This is a genomic window from Pseudomonas sp. HK3 (assembly GCF_052920985.1).
Genome location: NZ_JBREXD010000004.1, coordinates 15,070 through 32,125 on the forward strand (window position 1 = coordinate 15,070; position 17,056 = coordinate 32,125).

Genomic DNA, 17,056 nt, shown 5'->3' on the forward strand with positions numbered 1-17,056 from the left:
ATAAAACAAATAGAATACAAGGCCAAAACATAAAAAAAGGGGCCAATTGGCCCCTTAGTTAACGTTATGCATCATCAGGGGCAACTTTTGCGCTCTCTGTTGATTCATAAATAAACAATGGCTCGTTATCACCATTAATTACAGCATCATCAATGACGACTTTTGAAACATGATCTTCTGATGGAATTTTGTACATGCTATCCAACAAAATGCCTTCCATGATAGACCTCAAACCACGAGCACCTGTTTTACGCTCCATTGCTTTATTTGCAACAGTGCCTCTATTGCGGTTGGTAGCAGTATTTGGCTGCCTCTTGTGCTGTTTGAAGCCGGCATCATGGTTGCCCTAAGCCCCCTAGTGGCCCACGCTAAAGGCGCTAAAAACAAAGCGCAGTCAGCCCATTATTTACAACAAGGTATTTATCTTGGTTTGATTATCGGTCTGTGTGCCATGGTCATTATGTTATTTGGCACTCGGCCATTGATGCAGTTAATGAGCATAAGTGATGACATTCAAAATATTACCGTCGACTACCTATTTTATATTGCTTTGGCTTTGCCTGCCGTGGCGATTCATCAAGCGTTTCGCTCCTATAATGAAGCCGTACATTTAACCAAACCCGTTACTCTCATTGCGTTTATTGGTTTATTACTGAATATTCCGCTTAATCTGCTGTTTGTTTTTGGCTGGGGGCCCGTTGAAGCCATGGGCGGCCCAGGCTGCGGCCTGGCTAGCTTAATCGTGTTTTACCTCATGACCATCGCTATTTGGTTGTTTACCTCGTTCAGTAAACATCACCAAAAGGTGAAACCGTTGCAAAACTTTACCCGGCCAAAACCAAAAACCATTGCCACGATTAGTGCCATTGGCCTGCCGATTGGTTTGGCTATTTTTGCTGAGGTCAGTCTGTTTTGTATCATTGCTTTGTTTATTGCCCAGCTAGGCCCTGTTGTCGTGGCTGCACACCAGATCACACTGAATATCACAACGGTGACATTCATGGTGCCGCTGAGCTTGGCAACCGCACTCACCGTGCGAGTGGGCCACGAACTAGGCCGTAATAATACCCTTGGTGCCAAGCAAGCTTGGAAAAACGGCATTCAAATCAACTTAATTTTTGCTCTGTTTAATGCCAGTATTCTCTACTTTTTAGGCGGATCGCTCGCTACTCTTTATAGCCAAGACAATCAGGTACTATCACTGACGGTATTACTGCTAGTGCACGCGGCTGTCTTCCAAATTAGTGACAGCATTCAAGTGGGCGCCGCTGGAGCCTTACGTGGCTATAAAGATACCATGGTGACATTGGTGATCAGCATTATTTCGTTTTGGCTGGTGGGCTTACCATTAGGCTATTACTTAGGCCTGTCACAAGCGGCCCCCATGGGCGCGGCCGGCTTCTGGGTTGGCCTAATTGTGGGCTTGAGTGTCAATGCAGTATTGCTGATGGCTAGACTGCAATTTGTCAGTCGCAAAACGATCAATCAACAAGATATTACACCGCACGCGGTTATTCAAAACTGATCGTACTCCTTGGTTTTTTTGCACCTATACTGAAGTTAAATGCAGGAAGCAGTCGCAATTAAGCCTTGGAGTAAATATGGCCAAACAAGCCGATGTTATTGATTTTAGGCAACACAAACGAAATCTACCGAATATACAGCGTCTTTTGCCCGAGTTAGATGGCATTGAGATGCTGTATACCAATGATTCCTCCGACCAAATTTTTAGCCTTAAAGTACTTTGCTGGGCCATATGGAGTGATGGTCACATTGATGCCATGGTGCCTTGGCTGAATCGGTTAGTGGCCTGCCGCAGCCTAGATGACCCACTCAATGGTCACTGGGAAGGATTCATGGACACCCATACCGGGCAAATTTTGTTTGACCCTCCTGCTTATAAGTCTGAGTTTCTCAAACAAAGCGCGCAATTCTACCCAATTGTGCCATCTGGCTCTGTGAGCATTGCACAAGAAATTCCGGATTTAATTGGCTCTCACGCGGTGTTCAGCCATGATCAATTTGATAGCTTCAACATTCAAGAAATTCACAGTTGGCGCCTGTACAGTGATGGCAGTATTTTATCCATGTGCATTGAAGAAGATAATGTACACAGCACTCCGGTTCTCACGGGTGATGATTGCTTGTTTAGCGTGCAGCATCGCAAAGATTTTCATTACTTTTTTCAGCATACCATTGCCAATAAAATTAAATCCAAAGACCCTGACGCGCTAGCTGCAATGGCTCATTTGGCCAAGCATTCATCCTAATGTAAGCTGTAGAGCATTATTGTTAGGCACAGCGTTTATTAAGGGCACTGAATGTTTCGCATCAAGGAAGAATACTTAAACGACCTAGAAACCAATCCTTGGAAACGGCTACGCAATCGTATTATTCGCGTAGCCATAAGCCCCTACCATTTAATGAAATCCATTTTCATGATCACCGGTGCCATATTTTGGCTGCTGGCAATGGTTGTACTCATTTCAACGTTTACACTACTCGAAAGCTTACCTCACTTTGAAAAAGACAGTTTTGAGCAAGCCAAGCAAACGGCTATTGTCAGCGTTAATAATGCACAATCGCCCAAGGCTCTCAAACAGTATAAATGGGTGAGCATCGACAATATTAACCGCGAACTACTGTATGCCATTGTCATGAGTGAAGACGGTGACTTTTTTAGCCATCAGGGCATTGATTACGATGCACTCGTAAGCGCCCTAGGTGAAAACATCAAACGCCGCGAGTGGAGCTATGGTGCCAGTACTATCACACAACAAACCGTAAAGAATATTTATTTCGAAAACAGCAAAACCCTCTATCGAAAAGTAAAAGAATTACTGGTGACTAAACGCATCGAAAAAGCCCTTACTAAAAATGAAATTTTAGAGCTGTACTTAAATATTATTGAATTTGGCCCTGATATTTATGGTATTTCAGCGGCATCACATTATTACTTCAATGCGAAACCCAGTCAGCTGAATGCCGCACAAGGTGCGTTTTTAGCCATATTAATGCCAAGCCCGCGTAAATATCATTTCACGATTTATCAAAACCAATACCTTGCCAAACGGCACAAGCGTAAATACCGCAGAATTTTGCAAGACATGCGCTTTAAAGAATACATAAGCCCAGTGCAATACAATAAATACATGAAATGGTCATTCTTTTAGTTGAGGCAGGCAAAACACGCCATCGTCTTAAAAACTTGATGTAAGTACTTGCAGCAACCTATAGGCACAGTAAACTGCGCCCATCATTGATAGGAAATCATTATGCTGCCATCTATTAAACTATTTATTGTTTTATACATTATTACCGCTTTAGGCGGCTGTGCCGCCACAACCCCGCTAGTGCTGGGTGCCGGTGGTAATCACGAGTATTTAAAACACAAAACCGATGTTCGCTTGAAAGCCGCCGCCGCATTAGATGAAGAGCCCGATCTTATTACCTACTCTTTAAATGGTATTGTCGAAAATAACAGCAACGATGTGATCAGCACTTATCTATTAGGTTATGGCAAAAATGATTACAGCCAAGATATGAAAAGCATTGCCATTTATCAAATCGCTTTAATTTACATGAACCGTTATAACAAAGACCGTGATGACGAAAAAGCCAAAGCTTATTTCCACCGCCACCTAATCGAGTTTCCATACAGTATTTTACAAGATCGAGTGCATGAGCACTTAGCCGAAATTGAAGCTCGTAAAAAAGAAACCATCCAAATGACTCCTGAGCAGTTATTGGCCCATGTTGATAGGGAGCACTTATTAAGCAAACCTGTCTCAACTTTTGACCCTGATCTAACGCCTATGAGTGAGCGCGCCATTCGCGAAAACCGTTTAGACGATGCTAACGGTGTCTATTTAACCGTTTATCAAAACCCTGGCTCCAGTGACAGCATCAAAGCTAAATCACTGTATCAATTAGGGTTAATTTACATGAGCGAACAGAACCCAGATAAGAGCATTAAAAAATCCAGTTACTTTTTCCGCAAAATAATGGATGAATTCCCTAAACAAGATATCAGTAAAAAAGCAGAACATAAGCTGAGTAAGCTCATTAATCAAAACAATGGCCCGTTGATTAATAAAAACTAGACAATAAAAAAGCCTTATATATAAGGCTTTTTTATTGTCTATCTCCCGTCCTGAAACCAAACTAGATCAAGTATTTTCTTTAATCACAAGTTTGTAATCTGAAGAGTCTGTGTATAGCTCATCTTTTAATGGATTTAATTTCTGCTTATGAATCTTTTTAAACTGATATATCACTAAAGCAATATTTGCTAATAGCGCAATCAAACTCACCATAAAAAATGCTTTTGGGTCATGGGTAGTCGGAACAGGTGCAATGCGATCCACAAACGAAGGAACCGACATTACAAACATAATCCAGATCGCGAGCGTTGATGCTCTATGCTGTAGCCATGCACCTTTTTTGATGAAGAAGGCAGGAATGGTACAGGAGCATAACAATACAACTCCAGCGTAGAAAGAGTGGTCTGAAATGCAGTTGTAAGTATAAGCAAAGTTCCAGAAATCATACGCTAGGATCCAAGGCCAAATCATATCAGGCCAGATCATATCTTTTGATTTGTCTTTAGAAATAATAATACCAGCCCAACCACAGATCGCGACAATATTAAGTAAGCCAGCAACTCCGTTCATGATATTCCATGGCCCAGACATCACCCAAAGGTTGTCGATGGTTGCACCATCCCATGCGCCAAATGAGTACACTTGAAAATCACGAATACACGCTTCCAAAATATTAAGTGCAAGAATAGCGGCTGGGAAAATGAGTACATACTTATTTTTAGCAAGGCCTGGAATAAAGCGAATAGCCATAAAACCAAGTGCTCCGGCGAGTGCCGAATAAGTTTTAACCCAGTTAAACCAGTTTCCTGTGCCGTATTCATTACCAGGCGCGGCGGTAGTTGGCCAAACAAAAATAGTCAGCACGATAGGAAGTACTAAAAAAAGGGCGATACCTCCCCATCTTGTTGTTCGTCCAAACTCATTCAGCGCCATCAAAGCGAAGAGCGTAATAAGAGCAATCCCCCAGCCTTCGATATTCGGCATTACATATAAAAATCCCATAAATTATTCCTTAGCACGACTCATTATAAAATCATTTGACTCATAAATTGTTTAAAATTAAGTGGATATTAACATCTGTTATCAACAGTATTATCTTTGATAAAACGCCTTATACACTATATAAAGCGTTTTTATGATCCAGCTTAATACTATAACCAAGCCTTAAACTTAAAACGCGTAAAGGTATTCTACCCAAATTTTGTCATCACTTTCGTTCTCAGATAAACGGTGAAAATTGAAACGTAAGTTTTGTGTTTGAGTAACTTGGTAGCCTAGGGTTAATTCAATTTGATCATCGCGAATGCCTAAACCACCATCAGCCACATCATCAGACCATGACTTACCCAGTATTGATTGGGTGCAGGTGTAAGCCCCCAGAAACCACCAGTCGTCACTAAATTTATAACGTCCATACATTTTAAATGATGTGATAAGAGACGCTATATCTACACCATTGCTCGATGTGTTTAGGCTTTGCTGCGTAGCGCCAGTTGTATCCGCTTGCGCTTTAGCCTCTGCCAATTTATGACTATTATCCTCAGTGATGACACCACCAATTAACAACACAGGCCAAAGGAAGGTGTTTTTGTTAACAGGAAGTGTGGCCAAAGGCCCTGCCTGTATCACAGACATTTGTCCAAAGAATGGATGATCTTTAAAAACCGCATCCAGCGTCCAACCCAAACCGTTATCTGTATTCAATGAGCCATAACGAAAACGATAATTTGTATTTGTTACTTCGTCGCTCATGCCAGATGCAGAGCCTGCAAATTTAGGATCGCCCCCTTCCTCATCAGTTATGTCATTCATCTCTAAAATAAAGCCAGTTTTACGAGTCGCTCCTGGGTCGGACAACATGTACATGGCTTTAAGGTTCATACCTTTGTTACCAATACCCGTGCCCAAAGCGGTATACGCTTCGGTTGGGCTAGACATATCGATACCCTCATCAGCAATGACATAATTCGCTGTAAAGGCGCTACAAACCATAATTATTAATAAGTGCTTAATCATTTTATGTACTCTTTTTGATTGGCAGTTCATTCACTGCCACAATTGATCGAATATTGAGATGAACATGCAAGCTCAAAACTCATTTCGAAATTAAAGTGCTTATATTTGCTCGTTTTTTTGATCGAACTCATTTACGCAATCGGCACGATGAGGCGGTGGGTTTACACCATAAGGAGGTGTTTTGGTTTTATGTTGTTTTCGTAAATACCAAATAGCGAATGGAATATGGAGTGCCAAATTAATCCCGCCCCATATCATCAATGTGTTTTCATTAAACCAAGGCTCTGAGTTCATGACGGGGGTGAAAACATCGTGTATGCCACGCACAAGAACATGTAGAGCCAAAGAATAAACACGGGCAATCATGTAAAGTTCTGGACGTTTTTTTAGTACTGGGTATAACTCGGCTGCCATTAATATACAAAAAGAGCTAGCAAAGAAGGCTGGGCTTTCGCCATATACGAAGCACATGTTCCAAGTGGTATAAAGGAAGTTCCACGATGCCGTGGAGTAAAAAAGTAATTCGTTCGGTCTGTCTTTAGAAATTACCCAATATTGTTGAATTTTGTTTTTGTAAAGCGGCAGCGGAATGGTGGCGCATAGAATCATGCCACAGATGGCATTAAAGTAGTTGCCCGTGGTTAAGTCCTTAAGCGTCGCCTCTGCGATATTCAGGAACAGCACACCATATAGAACATATAGAACCCAGCTACCACGGAACGTTCGCATTAAAGGGTGAGTGTTGCCTCGGTAATACCAAGCTATGCGAGCACCGCCGACGATAATGGCCGTTGGCACCAATACGCTGATGATTTTTGACCAGCGAAACCAACCTTCCACCTGATCCCATAAGGGAAAACTGAGCAGTGCTGCCATCCAGAGTGCAAAGGCTATTCTTGGGTGTTTTCTCATGATATCAATGAGCAGCAGCAGAAAAGCGATGTACCCAGCCATCGACAAGGCATAGTGCCAAATTGGTATATTCATTTGCGCATGACTCCAGTAGTTGAAAGGAAGTTCGTTACAACATTTGAGTTACTTTTCAAACTATGTGTAGCGACATCCCTTTAGATATTTATCTAGAAAGATAAGTATATTACTGACTATCTTTCTTGCAAGATATTTACTTATCGTCTAAGTTCTATACTCACTTCCCTTGACCCTGGTCATGTTTCATACAAACTATAGGACTCAGTGAAAGCCGCTACTTACTGTTAGTTGCTAAAATATAAGTTTTTTTATTTTCTAAGTTCAGCGGGGCTTAGCGACAAATTTTTACAATAAAGGAGAAATACGGGGTGGCAGAACGATATGACACAGAGCAAGAGTTAGAGTTTTATCGAAAATATTGGTCGGAAGCTTATGGACAGACAGGTCAGTTTGGTATTTATTTGCTAAAAGCTCGGGAGCTGAGTCTACAAAAAGTGATGCCCGCAGTAGAAAAAACAGGATTAAGCACCGCAGAGTTTGATGCCTTGACGACGCTTCGAAGATCCGCGCCTCCACATCAAGCTACACCAACGGAGCTGCAACGTTCAATGCTGATTACCTCTGGTGGCTTAACTAAAATACTGTATCAATTGGAAGAGAAAGGCTTGGTGAGTCGCTCGACTAATGAGCAGGATAAGCGTGTGAAATATGTCAATCTAACATCAAAAGGAAAAAGCTTGGTTGAAAAAACCATACAGGCTGTGCACCAACTTCAAGAACAGTGGTTAGAGGGGGCATTAACAAAAAATGAAACTGATAAATTGATTCAACTACTTGGAAAATCGATCAAATTTCTAGAAGGCGAAATTTAATCGAACACATTCGCATGGCCACTTTTTTGTTTTGATAATACTCTAAACCTGACGCTAATAACCTGAATCAAGACGAGCATTCATAGAATATTTATTGAATGGAAATCCCCCTAATACGACAAGAGATAATTTTTATATGGATGCCTCAAGTGTAATATTTCAGCTGCTGATCATTTTGGTCTTTGCTCGGGTGTTTGGTGAAATATTAGCTTACTTTGGCGCCCCTCCCGTGATCGGAGAGTTAGTGGCAGGTATTGTTATCGGCCCATCAATATTTGGCTGGGTCGAGATGAATGCCGTTATTAAGATAATGGGTGAAATTGGCGTTATTCTGCTTTTGTTTGATGTGGGATTGGAAACCGATTTACAAAAACTGGCAAAAACGGGTATTAAATCCGTGGTGGTGGCCATAGGCGGTTTTTTTGCACCCTTCGCTTTGGGTTTTGCCTTATCTTATTGGTGGTTTGAGCTGCCGTTATTGAGCGCTCTTTTTGTGGGTGGTGCGTTAACCGCTACTAGTATTGGTATCACGATTAGGGTCTTGGGTGACATGAATCGCCTAAACAGTACCGAAGGTCAGATTACTTTAGGTGCCGCAGTCTTAGACGATATATTAGGGGTCATATTATTAGCCGTACTTTTTGATTTTTCAACAAAAGGACAGATCGACTGGCTAAATACACTGACCATTTTAGCGTTTGTTAGTATTTTCTTTTTGATCGCTCCTATCATCGCTAAAATATTTGCACGCCAAATTCAGAAGTTAGATTCACGGGTCAATTACCCAGGATTAAAACCCACCACGGTTGTTGCATTGGTATTATTTTTTGCATGGCTAGCTCACTTTTTTGGCGCACCTGAATTACTGGGTGGATTTGCAGCGGGGATCGCCCTTTCTAGACGGTTTTTTCTACCCTTTGGAGCAGCGCTTCATAATGAAAAAGAATTCGCTCAGAAAATTGAAGTGCAGATTAGACCCATTGTTCAATTGTTTACGCCAATATTTTTTGTATCAGTGGGTCTGTCACTGGATCTTGGCCAAATTGATTGGCAATCCAGTTTCTTCTGGTACTTCTCATTAGCATTACTTGTGGTTGCAATTGTGACTAAATTCACGGGAGCCATGTTAATTAAAGAGCCGTGGGAGCGAAAAGTTGTGATTGGCATGAGCATGGTGCCCAGAGGAGAGGTTGGATTAATTTTTACTGGCTTAGGCGCTTCAGCCGCTGTTTTCAGTGATGAAGTTTATACCGCCTTGGTTATGGTGATCGTTTATACAACGGTGCTTTCTCCATTTTGGATCAAGTTATACTATAAATACAAAGGCGATAAATTAGAAAGCTAAGGCGCTCTGATTAAATTTTAGTGTGGTGACATGCAGATTGGTTTCACATAAAAAAAGCGGATGCTATGACATCCGCTTTTTTTGTGTGCATTAAATAGTAACCTAGATTACGGCGCAGGATTAGGCTGAATCATATGCACCTTGGCAATCTCATTTAAAACATCGTCACTTAAACTCACGTCAATTGATGCAATGTTTTCTTTTAATTGCGCCATCGTGGTCGCGCCAATAATATTACTGGTCACAAACGATTGCTGATTTACAAACGCAAGACTCATTTGAGCTGGGGTTAAGTTAAAGTATTGAGCGATATTCACATAGGCATTTATGGCTTTAACCGCTTGTTCATTATTATAACGGGTAAAACGCTCGTAAAGTGTTAAGCGCCCTTTTTCAGGTTTATCATCCCCTAAATATTTACCGCTTAACGCACCAAATGCCATCGGGCTATACGCCAGCAAGCCTATGTTTTCGCGGTGACTCACTTCAGCCAAGCCCACTTCGTAGGTACGATTCAATAAGTTGTATGGGTTTTGTATCGACACTGGTTTAGTAAAACCGTGCTCTTCACAAATGCTTAATGCTTTCATCACACCCCAAGGCGTTTCATTGCTAAAGCCCCAATGACGAATCTTACCTTGCTGAACTAGCTCATTAATGGCGCTAATAGTGTCAAACAACGGCGTTATTTCTTCTTCACTCTTGGCTTGATACCCAAGCTGGCCAAAGAAATTTGTGTTGCGATCCGGCCAGTGCAATTGGTACAAATCAACATAGTCAGTCTGCAAACGTTGTAAGCTTGTTTCGATTGCTTGGTGTATATGCGCTTTTGTTAAACGCGGACCATCTCTAAGATAGGTCAAGCCATTACCTGGGCCTGCTACTTTGGTGGCTAAAACAACATCATCGCGCTGTCCGCGTTTAGCCAGCCAAGTACCAATATACTGCTCCGTTAAGCCTTGGGTTTCTGGCTTAGGTGGCACAGGGTACATCTCTGCCGTATCTATGAAGTTAATGCCCTGCGTGAGGACGTAATCGAGCTGTTCATGGGCTTCTTGCTCTGTATTCTGCTCGCCCCATGTCATGGTGCCTAAGCTAATTAAGCTCACATCAATATTGGTATTACCTAATTTTTTAAACTTCATCATTAACCCTTTAAATACAACAAAAACCGATAAGGCTTACCCTATCGGTTTCAGTGTTGAGTCTCAATATTTGCTTAGCCGTTAAGCTGGAATAAATCGTTCCAGTAATCCACTAAATTAATTTTGAATTTTACAGTTACGCCACTCACAGCGTACCAAGAAGTAAGAGTCATCGGCACAACTGGCTTCTAACACTTCATTAGGACCATCGGACTTAAGTGTACGGACTTTTGGATTAACACAACCTTCGCGCTTAGCCATACGCTCAACTGCGTAGGCACTGCGAGAAAATTTCTTGTTTGATTTACCTTCCATCTGACTCATCTTAAGGTAAAAGTCTTCACCTTGAGCATCGCGTTTTTGCTGCAATTTAACCAATAACGGGTACATTTTTGAATCTTCACGTAGATCCATTGAACCATCACGATATTCAGCCATAACATCTAAACAAGTGGCCGTTTTATCACCGCTTTTTAGTAGTTCAGTCACACGCTGCTCAGCTTCGGCAACGATGTCAAACGTTAAGCCCATGGCATAGCGAGCACCGGTTTCTTGGCGAGTATCCGTCAAAGTCACAAGGTTATAGGTTAAACCATAGTCAGCCGCTTCTACTAAACTGCCATTACGCTTCCACCAGCTGCGATAACCGCGCCATGCGGCCTGTTTTGCCGTGACACTTAAATCACTACATTGATCCGTCAACTTACGTACGGTGACATCTTCAACCAATGCATAGCTAATCGCTTGCTCATCCGCTGTACGAGAGACTCCACTACAGGCGCTTAACGCCAATACACACATTACTAAAGTTAAACGTTGAAACACGTTACCGCTCCTTAATTACTTTTATTTATTGTAGTTGATTTCACTGCTAAACGTTTAGCGCTTCTAGCCAGTGAATCAATTCGTCTTCTGTAAATGGCCAACCGAGTTCATGACCATTTTGTGTTCTTAATATTGGAATCTGCATGCCGTATTGATCGACCAATATGTCATCATCAGCAATATCAACATAAACCAAGCTGAACCCCAATGCTGGGGCAATTCGACGTACCATGCGCTCTGCTATGTCACACAAATGGCAACCCGTGGTGCCTAATAACGCTAACTGCACAATGAGTCCTAATGCTTTGCGATGAGCGCAGAATACCACGGTATGAAACAATAAAAAATGCCATAAAAAAACGGAAAGCACAGCGAAGTGTACTTCCCGTCATAAAGCGGTTACCTAGCGAATTATGCGCTTAACGCATCCAGCATAGGTTTCAATAGATCAGGTAGTTGGCTTTTACCCAGCATTTGAGTTGTTTGATCCATTTGGTCAAATAAGTTTTCTAGTAAACTGCGCGAGTTTGCAAATTGATTGGCCTCTTCATAAGCCTCTTTTACGCCCTGTGCAAAATTCGCTAGTGGGTCAGCCAAGCCACTTGGTAATTTAGCGGTTTCATAACCTTTACCAGCATTACCAAGAGCATCGCCTTTCATTGCTCCATACTCATAAGAATTTAATTGAGTTTGCTTTAAATCTAAACTGAACTCGGCAATTTGATCCGCATCACTGGTTAGGTTCATCGCCATATCAAACGCTGTGCCTAAATCACCCGTATAAAACTCATTGGCTAGATCATTCACTTGTGACATTAATGATTCAATGGCAGCCATCTCTTCATCGTTTAAATCACCCTCAACTAAAAGGTTAAAACCTGAGCTATTGTTTTGCTCACTATAACTGGCGTATAGCTCACTGCCATTACCCTTAGCTTTTAGTGCTTCTTGATAAGATTCATAATTGCTCATGGCTTGAATTTTAACCACATCCCCTTCTTGTGTGGTTAGCTCAAATTCAAAGCTATTACTGGTGCGCTCATACGTTTTCGCATACTCAACCGTATTTGCTTTTATAATTTCTGCTTGAGGGTTAAAAGCACTCTCTTCGAGCTTATCAATGCCGTCATTAATGCCCTGCTCTGCTGAGTTAATTCTTTCAGCCAAAGGTTCATTCAGCTTATTTAGTGCATCAATTTGTTCACGGGCTTGGGTAAAACCTGTTTCAACACCGCTACGCGCCGCATTAAACATCGACTGTAGGTCGTCATCGCTTGCACCATTAGCACGTGCTTGGTCAATACGTTTACCAATGTGCTCCATGACGGTGTTAATCACCGCGTCTACATCAAACAGGCTTTTGGTTTCGTTAACGGATTTTTCAGGCGGTAAATCAACCCCTAGATTATCTTTTAACGCTTGGCCCAATCGCTGGTGCGCAAATTTATCTTGATCTAGGTTTTCTTCAGCCATAACACGAGGCTGAACAGGTTGTGAGTATAAATTAGACTTGTTAAATAACGCTGAGTTAAACGACAACATGGCACACCTCTAGGTAGCCAGCCTTGGCTTTGTTAAATAAGTGATACCCAGCTTATCGACTTGAAGAGGCTTTACTTTAGGATAAGCACCTCATTGTATAAGACGAATAGCATCTAAAAGAGGCGTTTGATATAACCATATTTTTAAGCGAGGTAGATTGACTAAAATAGCCCTCTTATATTTAAGAGGGCTTATATTATGGCTAGCGCTGTAGTTGCTTGATAACACTCTGTGCCACTTTCTTTGCTGACGCAGGATTTTGCCCCGTAATTAAGCGCCCTTCGACTATTACATTCTCCTGCCATGCTTTTCCACTCACGTGAATAGCCCCTTGCTCTACAAGCTTATCCTGCAATAAAAAGGGCACAACCTCTGTTGTACCTAGGGACATTTCTTCTTCATTGGTGAACGCAGCAAGACGTTTATTAGCAATTAATAAACGGCCATTAGAAAGAGTGACGTTGATCAGTGCAGCATTACCATGACATACAGCGGATACAATACCGTTGTTTTCGTAGATCGAAGCTGTAATACGGTTAATATCTTGATTATCAGGAAAGTCCCACATTGGGCCTGAACCGCCTGAATATAATACAGCGGCATAATCATCTGGGTTTACGTCTGCCATTGGGATACTTCGCATAACTTTTGCCATGAGCTTAGCGTCATTTAAGAAAACCTGATGATATTCATCATCTTCTTCGAAAGCTTTGCTATCTAATGGGGCCATACCGCCCTCTATGCTAGCGATATCGACGGTATAACCTGCTTGAATAAATTCATAATAGGGATGGGTTAATTCAGGCAACCAAAACCCTGTTTTTTTACCTGTGTCGCCTAATTCGGTGTGACTGGTCAAAACAATTAATATTCTTTCTTTGTTATTTGTGTGAGTTGCGGCATAACTCATGTTTGTTATCAGCAACGTTACGATAATGGATATTAAGGTTATAAATGTTTTCATGTTATGTCTCCAATGTTTAATTCGTTTTTAATAAGCAAGAGTAAAGCGCTGTTGAGGAAAATTATTTTCTTCGGCTTCATTGATCAGTGCGACAGCAAGATCTTCAATCGACACTTGTGACTGCCCTTGCTGATCAACAAGTAATTCGTCTTTTCCTAAGCGAAATTTGCCTGTTCTTTCACCTGGCAACAAAGTGGCTGGCGGGCTTAAATACGTCCAATGGGTTTGCGTATCCGCTTTATAAACGTCATATTGCTCTACGCAAGCCAGTGCAATTTCACGCCAAGCAGGTAAAACATAGCGAGTATCATCGACTACTAGCGTGTTATGTTTATCTGCAACATTTAGGCTTCCAGCCCCTCCTAACGCAATCAAACGAACCTTACTTTGAGCTAACCCAGCCAATAGGGCTTGGCTAATCGTTATGAGTTCTTTTTCTTGCCCTTCGGGCGGACGGGTAGCACTAATGATTAAATCTTGGTCTTTACTTAGCGCAATAATATCTTCTATTTGACTGGCATCGCCTTGTCGTTTTTCAGCTTCGCCTGGTAACTGTTCAAAGCGTGATTTATTTCTTACCACTGCTGTCACCTTATGTCCTCTAGATAGGGCCTCAGCCACTATTCGACTACCGGCGCTACCAGCCGCACCAAATACAGTAATACGCATATTCTTTATCCTATGTATCAATTTAATGTATCAGGGTTAAAGTTTATACCACGGGGCAATTCAAAGAATTAACCCATGTTTATTTTGTATAAATAATTTATTCGTCGGAATAAACCTAGGTTTATTACAGCAGGAAACTGTTCGGCTATAGTAAGCAACATAAAACAATTATTGGTAAATAAGAATGACGACTAACCTATCACTTCAAGCAATAACCAATGCGTATTTAACCGATTTAGACTTAACATTTTCAACAGATATTAAGTTCCTACATGAATTACAAAGTAAACATATTGCTCGTTATAGTTTTAATAGTTTGGCCGTTGTTTTGGGTCAACATATCTCTTTAGAAATAGAAGATATATTTGAAAAAATTGTAGAAAAAAAACGTGGTGGCTATTGCTTTGAACACAACAAACTCGTATTCAATGTACTATCAGAGCTTAATTTCGACGTAAAGCTTTTAATGGCTAAGGTGGTTTATAATCGGGATATCGATGTAGCAAGAACCCACCGCATAACACTCCTCAATTTAGCCGGAGATGATTATATTATTGATGCGGGATTTGGTCACTTTGGCGCTCGTCTTCCTGTTAAGCTAGAACTTGAATTAGAACAAGACCAAGGGGATGCGATTTATCGAATCGTCAAAAATAATAAAGGTGATTATTGCTATCAAGTATTGAAAGATAACACCTTCTTTACCCTTTACACATTTAATTTATATGACTATAGCGAAGCGGAATGCTTACCAGCCCATTTTTACTCACATAAAAGCCCCGATGCTGCGTTTGTGAATAATATGGTTGTTTGTCGTAAATTTTATAATGATACTTTGTCGCTTAGGAATAATGATTTTTTTCGTATCAGTAATAATGAAACTATCTCCACTATTATAACGAGCGCCAAGCATTTACATCAAATTCTTATGAGTGATTTCGAGCTGAATTTAGATTTTGCCATTGCAGAGTTTTTATTTTCAAAGTTCATTTCAAAAGATCTCACTTAGATTGATATGAAAATGACTTTTTTACGCTCAAATACATTACTTTTCAATAATTCTCTATTACTACTTTGGGTTAGCCTCATGGCCTCTTCTTTTGTGATTTCAGAGGATTTAATACCTTATGCAAATTCGATTACAAGCACAGGGTTACGGTTCATATTGGCTAGCATTATAATGACTCCTATTATCCTCATTCATAATCAAAAAAACAGCGCTCAATTTAAGATAAATAAAATAGTCTATTTACACTACAGTTTTATTAGCTTATTTTTAGTGCTATTTTTTGTTGGGTTATTTGAAGCGTTAAAGACCACCACCGCAATACGCACCTCTGTGATTTACACATTAGTACCATTGCTGAGCATTCTCCTCACGTATTTCTATCTAAACCTAAAAACATCAAAAACCAAGTTATCCGGTTTTGTATTAGGGACAGTCGGTGCAGTTTTGGTATTACTAACCGTTAATAGAAACGATGCTAATATATTTACATGGCATATAGGTGATGGGATTTTTTTATTAGCCTGCCTGAGCTTATCCATTCATGTGGTATTAATTAAAAAATGGGGATCTGATGTTCCGCCAATACAAGGATCTTTTTACATTATGCTTTTAGGCAGTTTAATGTTAGTACCCTTAATAATATGTTTTGGGGAAATTAATGAAAGCGCTTGGCATTCAAGTAAATTTTGGGAAACACTTATTTATTTAACCGTATTCACAACAATAGCCACTTTCTTTTTGCAACAATATTTGATAAAAAAAGTTGGACCCAATCACTTACTGGCCTTTACTTATTTAATACCGATACTGGTTGTCATTCCACAAGGCTGGGCAGCGATATCGCAACTAATGGATAGCGTATCTGGTATATTCATCACCCTTATAGCACTTTATCTAATCTCTAAAGAGCAGAAAATAATATCGTGAACATACAAAACCAACTTCAAGACTTTACCGCCTACTTTAGTGGCAATAATATCACTATAGACGCAGATGACTTTTCTAAATTTGGCCTCAAGGGTGAGCTCAGACATTATAAGGCGGGGCAGTTTATTATTAACCAAGGCCAGCTTGCACCAAACATCTACTTTTTAATGAAAGGCTATGTCCGTTATTTGAGCTTGTCAGAGGATGGTAAAGAATTCACACAGTCATTCGCCAGTTCCCCAGGAATTGCAGGCTCAACTCGGGCAATGAGCCAACAAACAAAGTCACTATTTAGTATTGAAGCCTTAGATGATGTGCTATGCCTTGAATTTGATTGGCACGTTTTATTTGAAACAATGAAAGACAAACCAGGTTTTTTAATGGCTTACAATTCGCTATTAGAAAACTTATTTATTAAGAAAGAAGAACGGGAGTATGCTTTTGTTCAGCAAACAGCCGAACAGCGATATTTAAACTTTTTAGCAGAGAATTGTCAGCTGCGGGATAAATTACCGCTTAAAATGATTGCTTCTCATATTGGTATTACACCGATAGCACTCAGTCGAATTCGTAAGAAATTGAAATAAAAACCAAGAACCATATCTTTATATTTGATGCGTTTTTGATCATATCAATAGGCCTCGTCATGGCACCATCAAATCCCCTTACCTACCAATACGCAGACTGTAAGACAATCAAGCAATTGAGA

At 40.7% G+C, this 17,056-nt stretch carries 18 protein-coding genes and 1 pseudogene; 9 read left to right on the forward strand and 10 right to left on the reverse strand.

The features are described from left to right. Positions 1 to 64: 64 nt before the first annotated feature. Positions 65 to 277: pseudogene (locus ACU6U9_RS22625) on the reverse strand (ATP-dependent Clp protease ATP-binding subunit ClpX); the annotation flags it as partial. A gap of 6 nt (positions 278 to 283) precedes the next feature. Here ACU6U9_RS22625 and ACU6U9_RS22630 point away from each other — a divergent pair. The 4 genes from ACU6U9_RS22630 to ACU6U9_RS22645 all read left to right on the forward strand — a co-directional run bounded on the left by ACU6U9_RS22630 (position 284) and on the right by ACU6U9_RS22645 (position 4,103). Beyond that, positions 284 to 1,525, forward strand: coding sequence for an MATE family efflux transporter (locus tag ACU6U9_RS22630; RefSeq protein ID WP_446737222.1), 1,242 nt, complete (start codon positions 284 to 286; stop codon positions 1,523 to 1,525). 76 nt (positions 1,526 to 1,601) lie between these two features. Beyond that, entirely contained in the window at positions 1,602 to 2,270 is a 669-nt protein-coding gene (locus ACU6U9_RS22635; RefSeq protein WP_446736707.1) for a hypothetical protein, read from the forward strand. A 51-nt stretch (positions 2,271 to 2,321) separates the two neighbouring features. After that, complete coding sequence (locus tag ACU6U9_RS22640) at positions 2,322 to 3,173, forward strand: transglycosylase domain-containing protein (RefSeq protein WP_446736708.1); 852 nt, start codon at positions 2,322 to 2,324, stop codon at positions 3,171 to 3,173. A gap of 102 nt (positions 3,174 to 3,275) precedes the next feature. Beyond that, positions 3,276 to 4,103, forward strand: coding sequence for a tetratricopeptide repeat protein (locus ACU6U9_RS22645; RefSeq protein ID WP_446736709.1), 828 nt, complete (start codon positions 3,276 to 3,278; stop codon positions 4,101 to 4,103). A gap of 66 nt (positions 4,104 to 4,169) precedes the next feature. Here ACU6U9_RS22645 and ACU6U9_RS22650 read toward each other — a convergent pair whose 3' ends face one another. From ACU6U9_RS22650 to ACU6U9_RS22660, 3 genes are all read right to left on the reverse strand, one after another. Next, complete coding sequence (locus ACU6U9_RS22650; RefSeq protein ID WP_446736710.1) at positions 4,170 to 5,105, reverse strand: DUF5692 family protein; 936 nt, start codon at positions 5,103 to 5,105, stop codon at positions 4,170 to 4,172. A gap of 168 nt (positions 5,106 to 5,273) precedes the next feature. Beyond that, positions 5,274 to 6,119, reverse strand: a complete 846-nt coding sequence (locus ACU6U9_RS22655) for a hypothetical protein (protein ID WP_446736711.1) — start codon at positions 6,117 to 6,119, stop codon at positions 5,274 to 5,276. 99 nt (positions 6,120 to 6,218) lie between these two features. Beyond that, positions 6,219 to 7,106 (reverse strand): hypothetical protein, encoded by an 888-nt coding sequence (locus ACU6U9_RS22660; RefSeq protein WP_446736712.1) that lies wholly within the window; start codon positions 7,104 to 7,106, stop codon positions 6,219 to 6,221. 311 nt (positions 7,107 to 7,417) lie between these two features. Between ACU6U9_RS22660 and ACU6U9_RS22665 the strand changes: the two genes are divergently transcribed. After that, complete coding sequence (locus ACU6U9_RS22665) at positions 7,418 to 7,921, forward strand: MarR family winged helix-turn-helix transcriptional regulator (RefSeq protein WP_446736713.1); 504 nt, start codon at positions 7,418 to 7,420, stop codon at positions 7,919 to 7,921. A gap of 136 nt (positions 7,922 to 8,057) precedes the next feature. Next, the gene (locus ACU6U9_RS22670; RefSeq protein WP_446736714.1) at positions 8,058 to 9,266 is read left to right on the forward strand and encodes a cation:proton antiporter; all 1,209 of its coding nucleotides are present in this window, start codon (positions 8,058 to 8,060) and stop codon (positions 9,264 to 9,266) included. Positions 9,267 to 9,373: 107 nt separating this feature from the next. On the opposite strand, the gene ACU6U9_RS22675 is transcribed toward ACU6U9_RS22670, so the two are convergent. The 6 genes from ACU6U9_RS22675 to ACU6U9_RS22700 all read right to left on the reverse strand — a co-directional run bounded on the left by ACU6U9_RS22675 (position 9,374) and on the right by ACU6U9_RS22700 (position 14,411). Then, complete coding sequence (locus ACU6U9_RS22675) at positions 9,374 to 10,411, reverse strand: NADP(H)-dependent aldo-keto reductase (protein WP_446736715.1); 1,038 nt, start codon at positions 10,409 to 10,411, stop codon at positions 9,374 to 9,376. Positions 10,412 to 10,528: 117 nt separating this feature from the next. Beyond that, a complete protein-coding gene (locus tag ACU6U9_RS22680; protein ID WP_446736716.1) occupies positions 10,529 to 11,236 on the reverse strand; it encodes a hypothetical protein in 708 nt (235 codons plus the stop codon). Positions 11,237 to 11,282: 46 nt separating this feature from the next. After that, positions 11,283 to 11,525, reverse strand: a complete 243-nt coding sequence (locus ACU6U9_RS22685; RefSeq protein WP_446736717.1) for a glutaredoxin family protein — start codon at positions 11,523 to 11,525, stop codon at positions 11,283 to 11,285. Positions 11,526 to 11,647: 122 nt separating this feature from the next. Continuing rightward, positions 11,648 to 12,778 carry a DUF5610 domain-containing protein gene (locus ACU6U9_RS22690; RefSeq protein ID WP_446736718.1) on the reverse strand — a complete coding sequence of 377 codons (1,131 nt, stop codon included), beginning with the start codon at positions 12,776 to 12,778 and terminating at the stop codon, positions 11,648 to 11,650. Between the two features lie 202 nt (positions 12,779 to 12,980). After that, positions 12,981 to 13,742, reverse strand: a complete 762-nt coding sequence (locus ACU6U9_RS22695; protein ID WP_446736719.1) for a type 1 glutamine amidotransferase domain-containing protein — start codon at positions 13,740 to 13,742, stop codon at positions 12,981 to 12,983. Between the two features lie 27 nt (positions 13,743 to 13,769). Then, positions 13,770 to 14,411 carry an NAD(P)-dependent oxidoreductase gene (locus ACU6U9_RS22700; protein ID WP_446736720.1) on the reverse strand — a complete coding sequence of 214 codons (642 nt, stop codon included), beginning with the start codon at positions 14,409 to 14,411 and terminating at the stop codon, positions 13,770 to 13,772. 184 nt (positions 14,412 to 14,595) lie between these two features. Between ACU6U9_RS22700 and ACU6U9_RS22705 the strand changes: the two genes are divergently transcribed. The 3 genes from ACU6U9_RS22705 to ACU6U9_RS22715 are packed head-to-tail and all read left to right on the forward strand — an operon-like array spanning position 14,596 to position 16,934. Then, positions 14,596 to 15,420: an arylamine N-acetyltransferase family protein gene (locus ACU6U9_RS22705; protein ID WP_446736721.1), complete on the forward strand. Its 825-nt coding sequence runs from the start codon at positions 14,596 to 14,598 to the stop codon at positions 15,418 to 15,420. A gap of 12 nt (positions 15,421 to 15,432) precedes the next feature. Then, positions 15,433 to 16,347, forward strand: coding sequence for a DMT family transporter (locus tag ACU6U9_RS22710; RefSeq protein ID WP_446737208.1), 915 nt, complete (start codon positions 15,433 to 15,435; stop codon positions 16,345 to 16,347). Further along, positions 16,344 to 16,934, forward strand: coding sequence for a Crp/Fnr family transcriptional regulator (locus tag ACU6U9_RS22715; protein WP_446736722.1), 591 nt, complete (start codon positions 16,344 to 16,346; stop codon positions 16,932 to 16,934). Before ACU6U9_RS22710 ends, ACU6U9_RS22715 begins: the two co-directional genes overlap by 4 nt. Positions 16,935 to 17,056 lie beyond the last annotated feature (122 nt).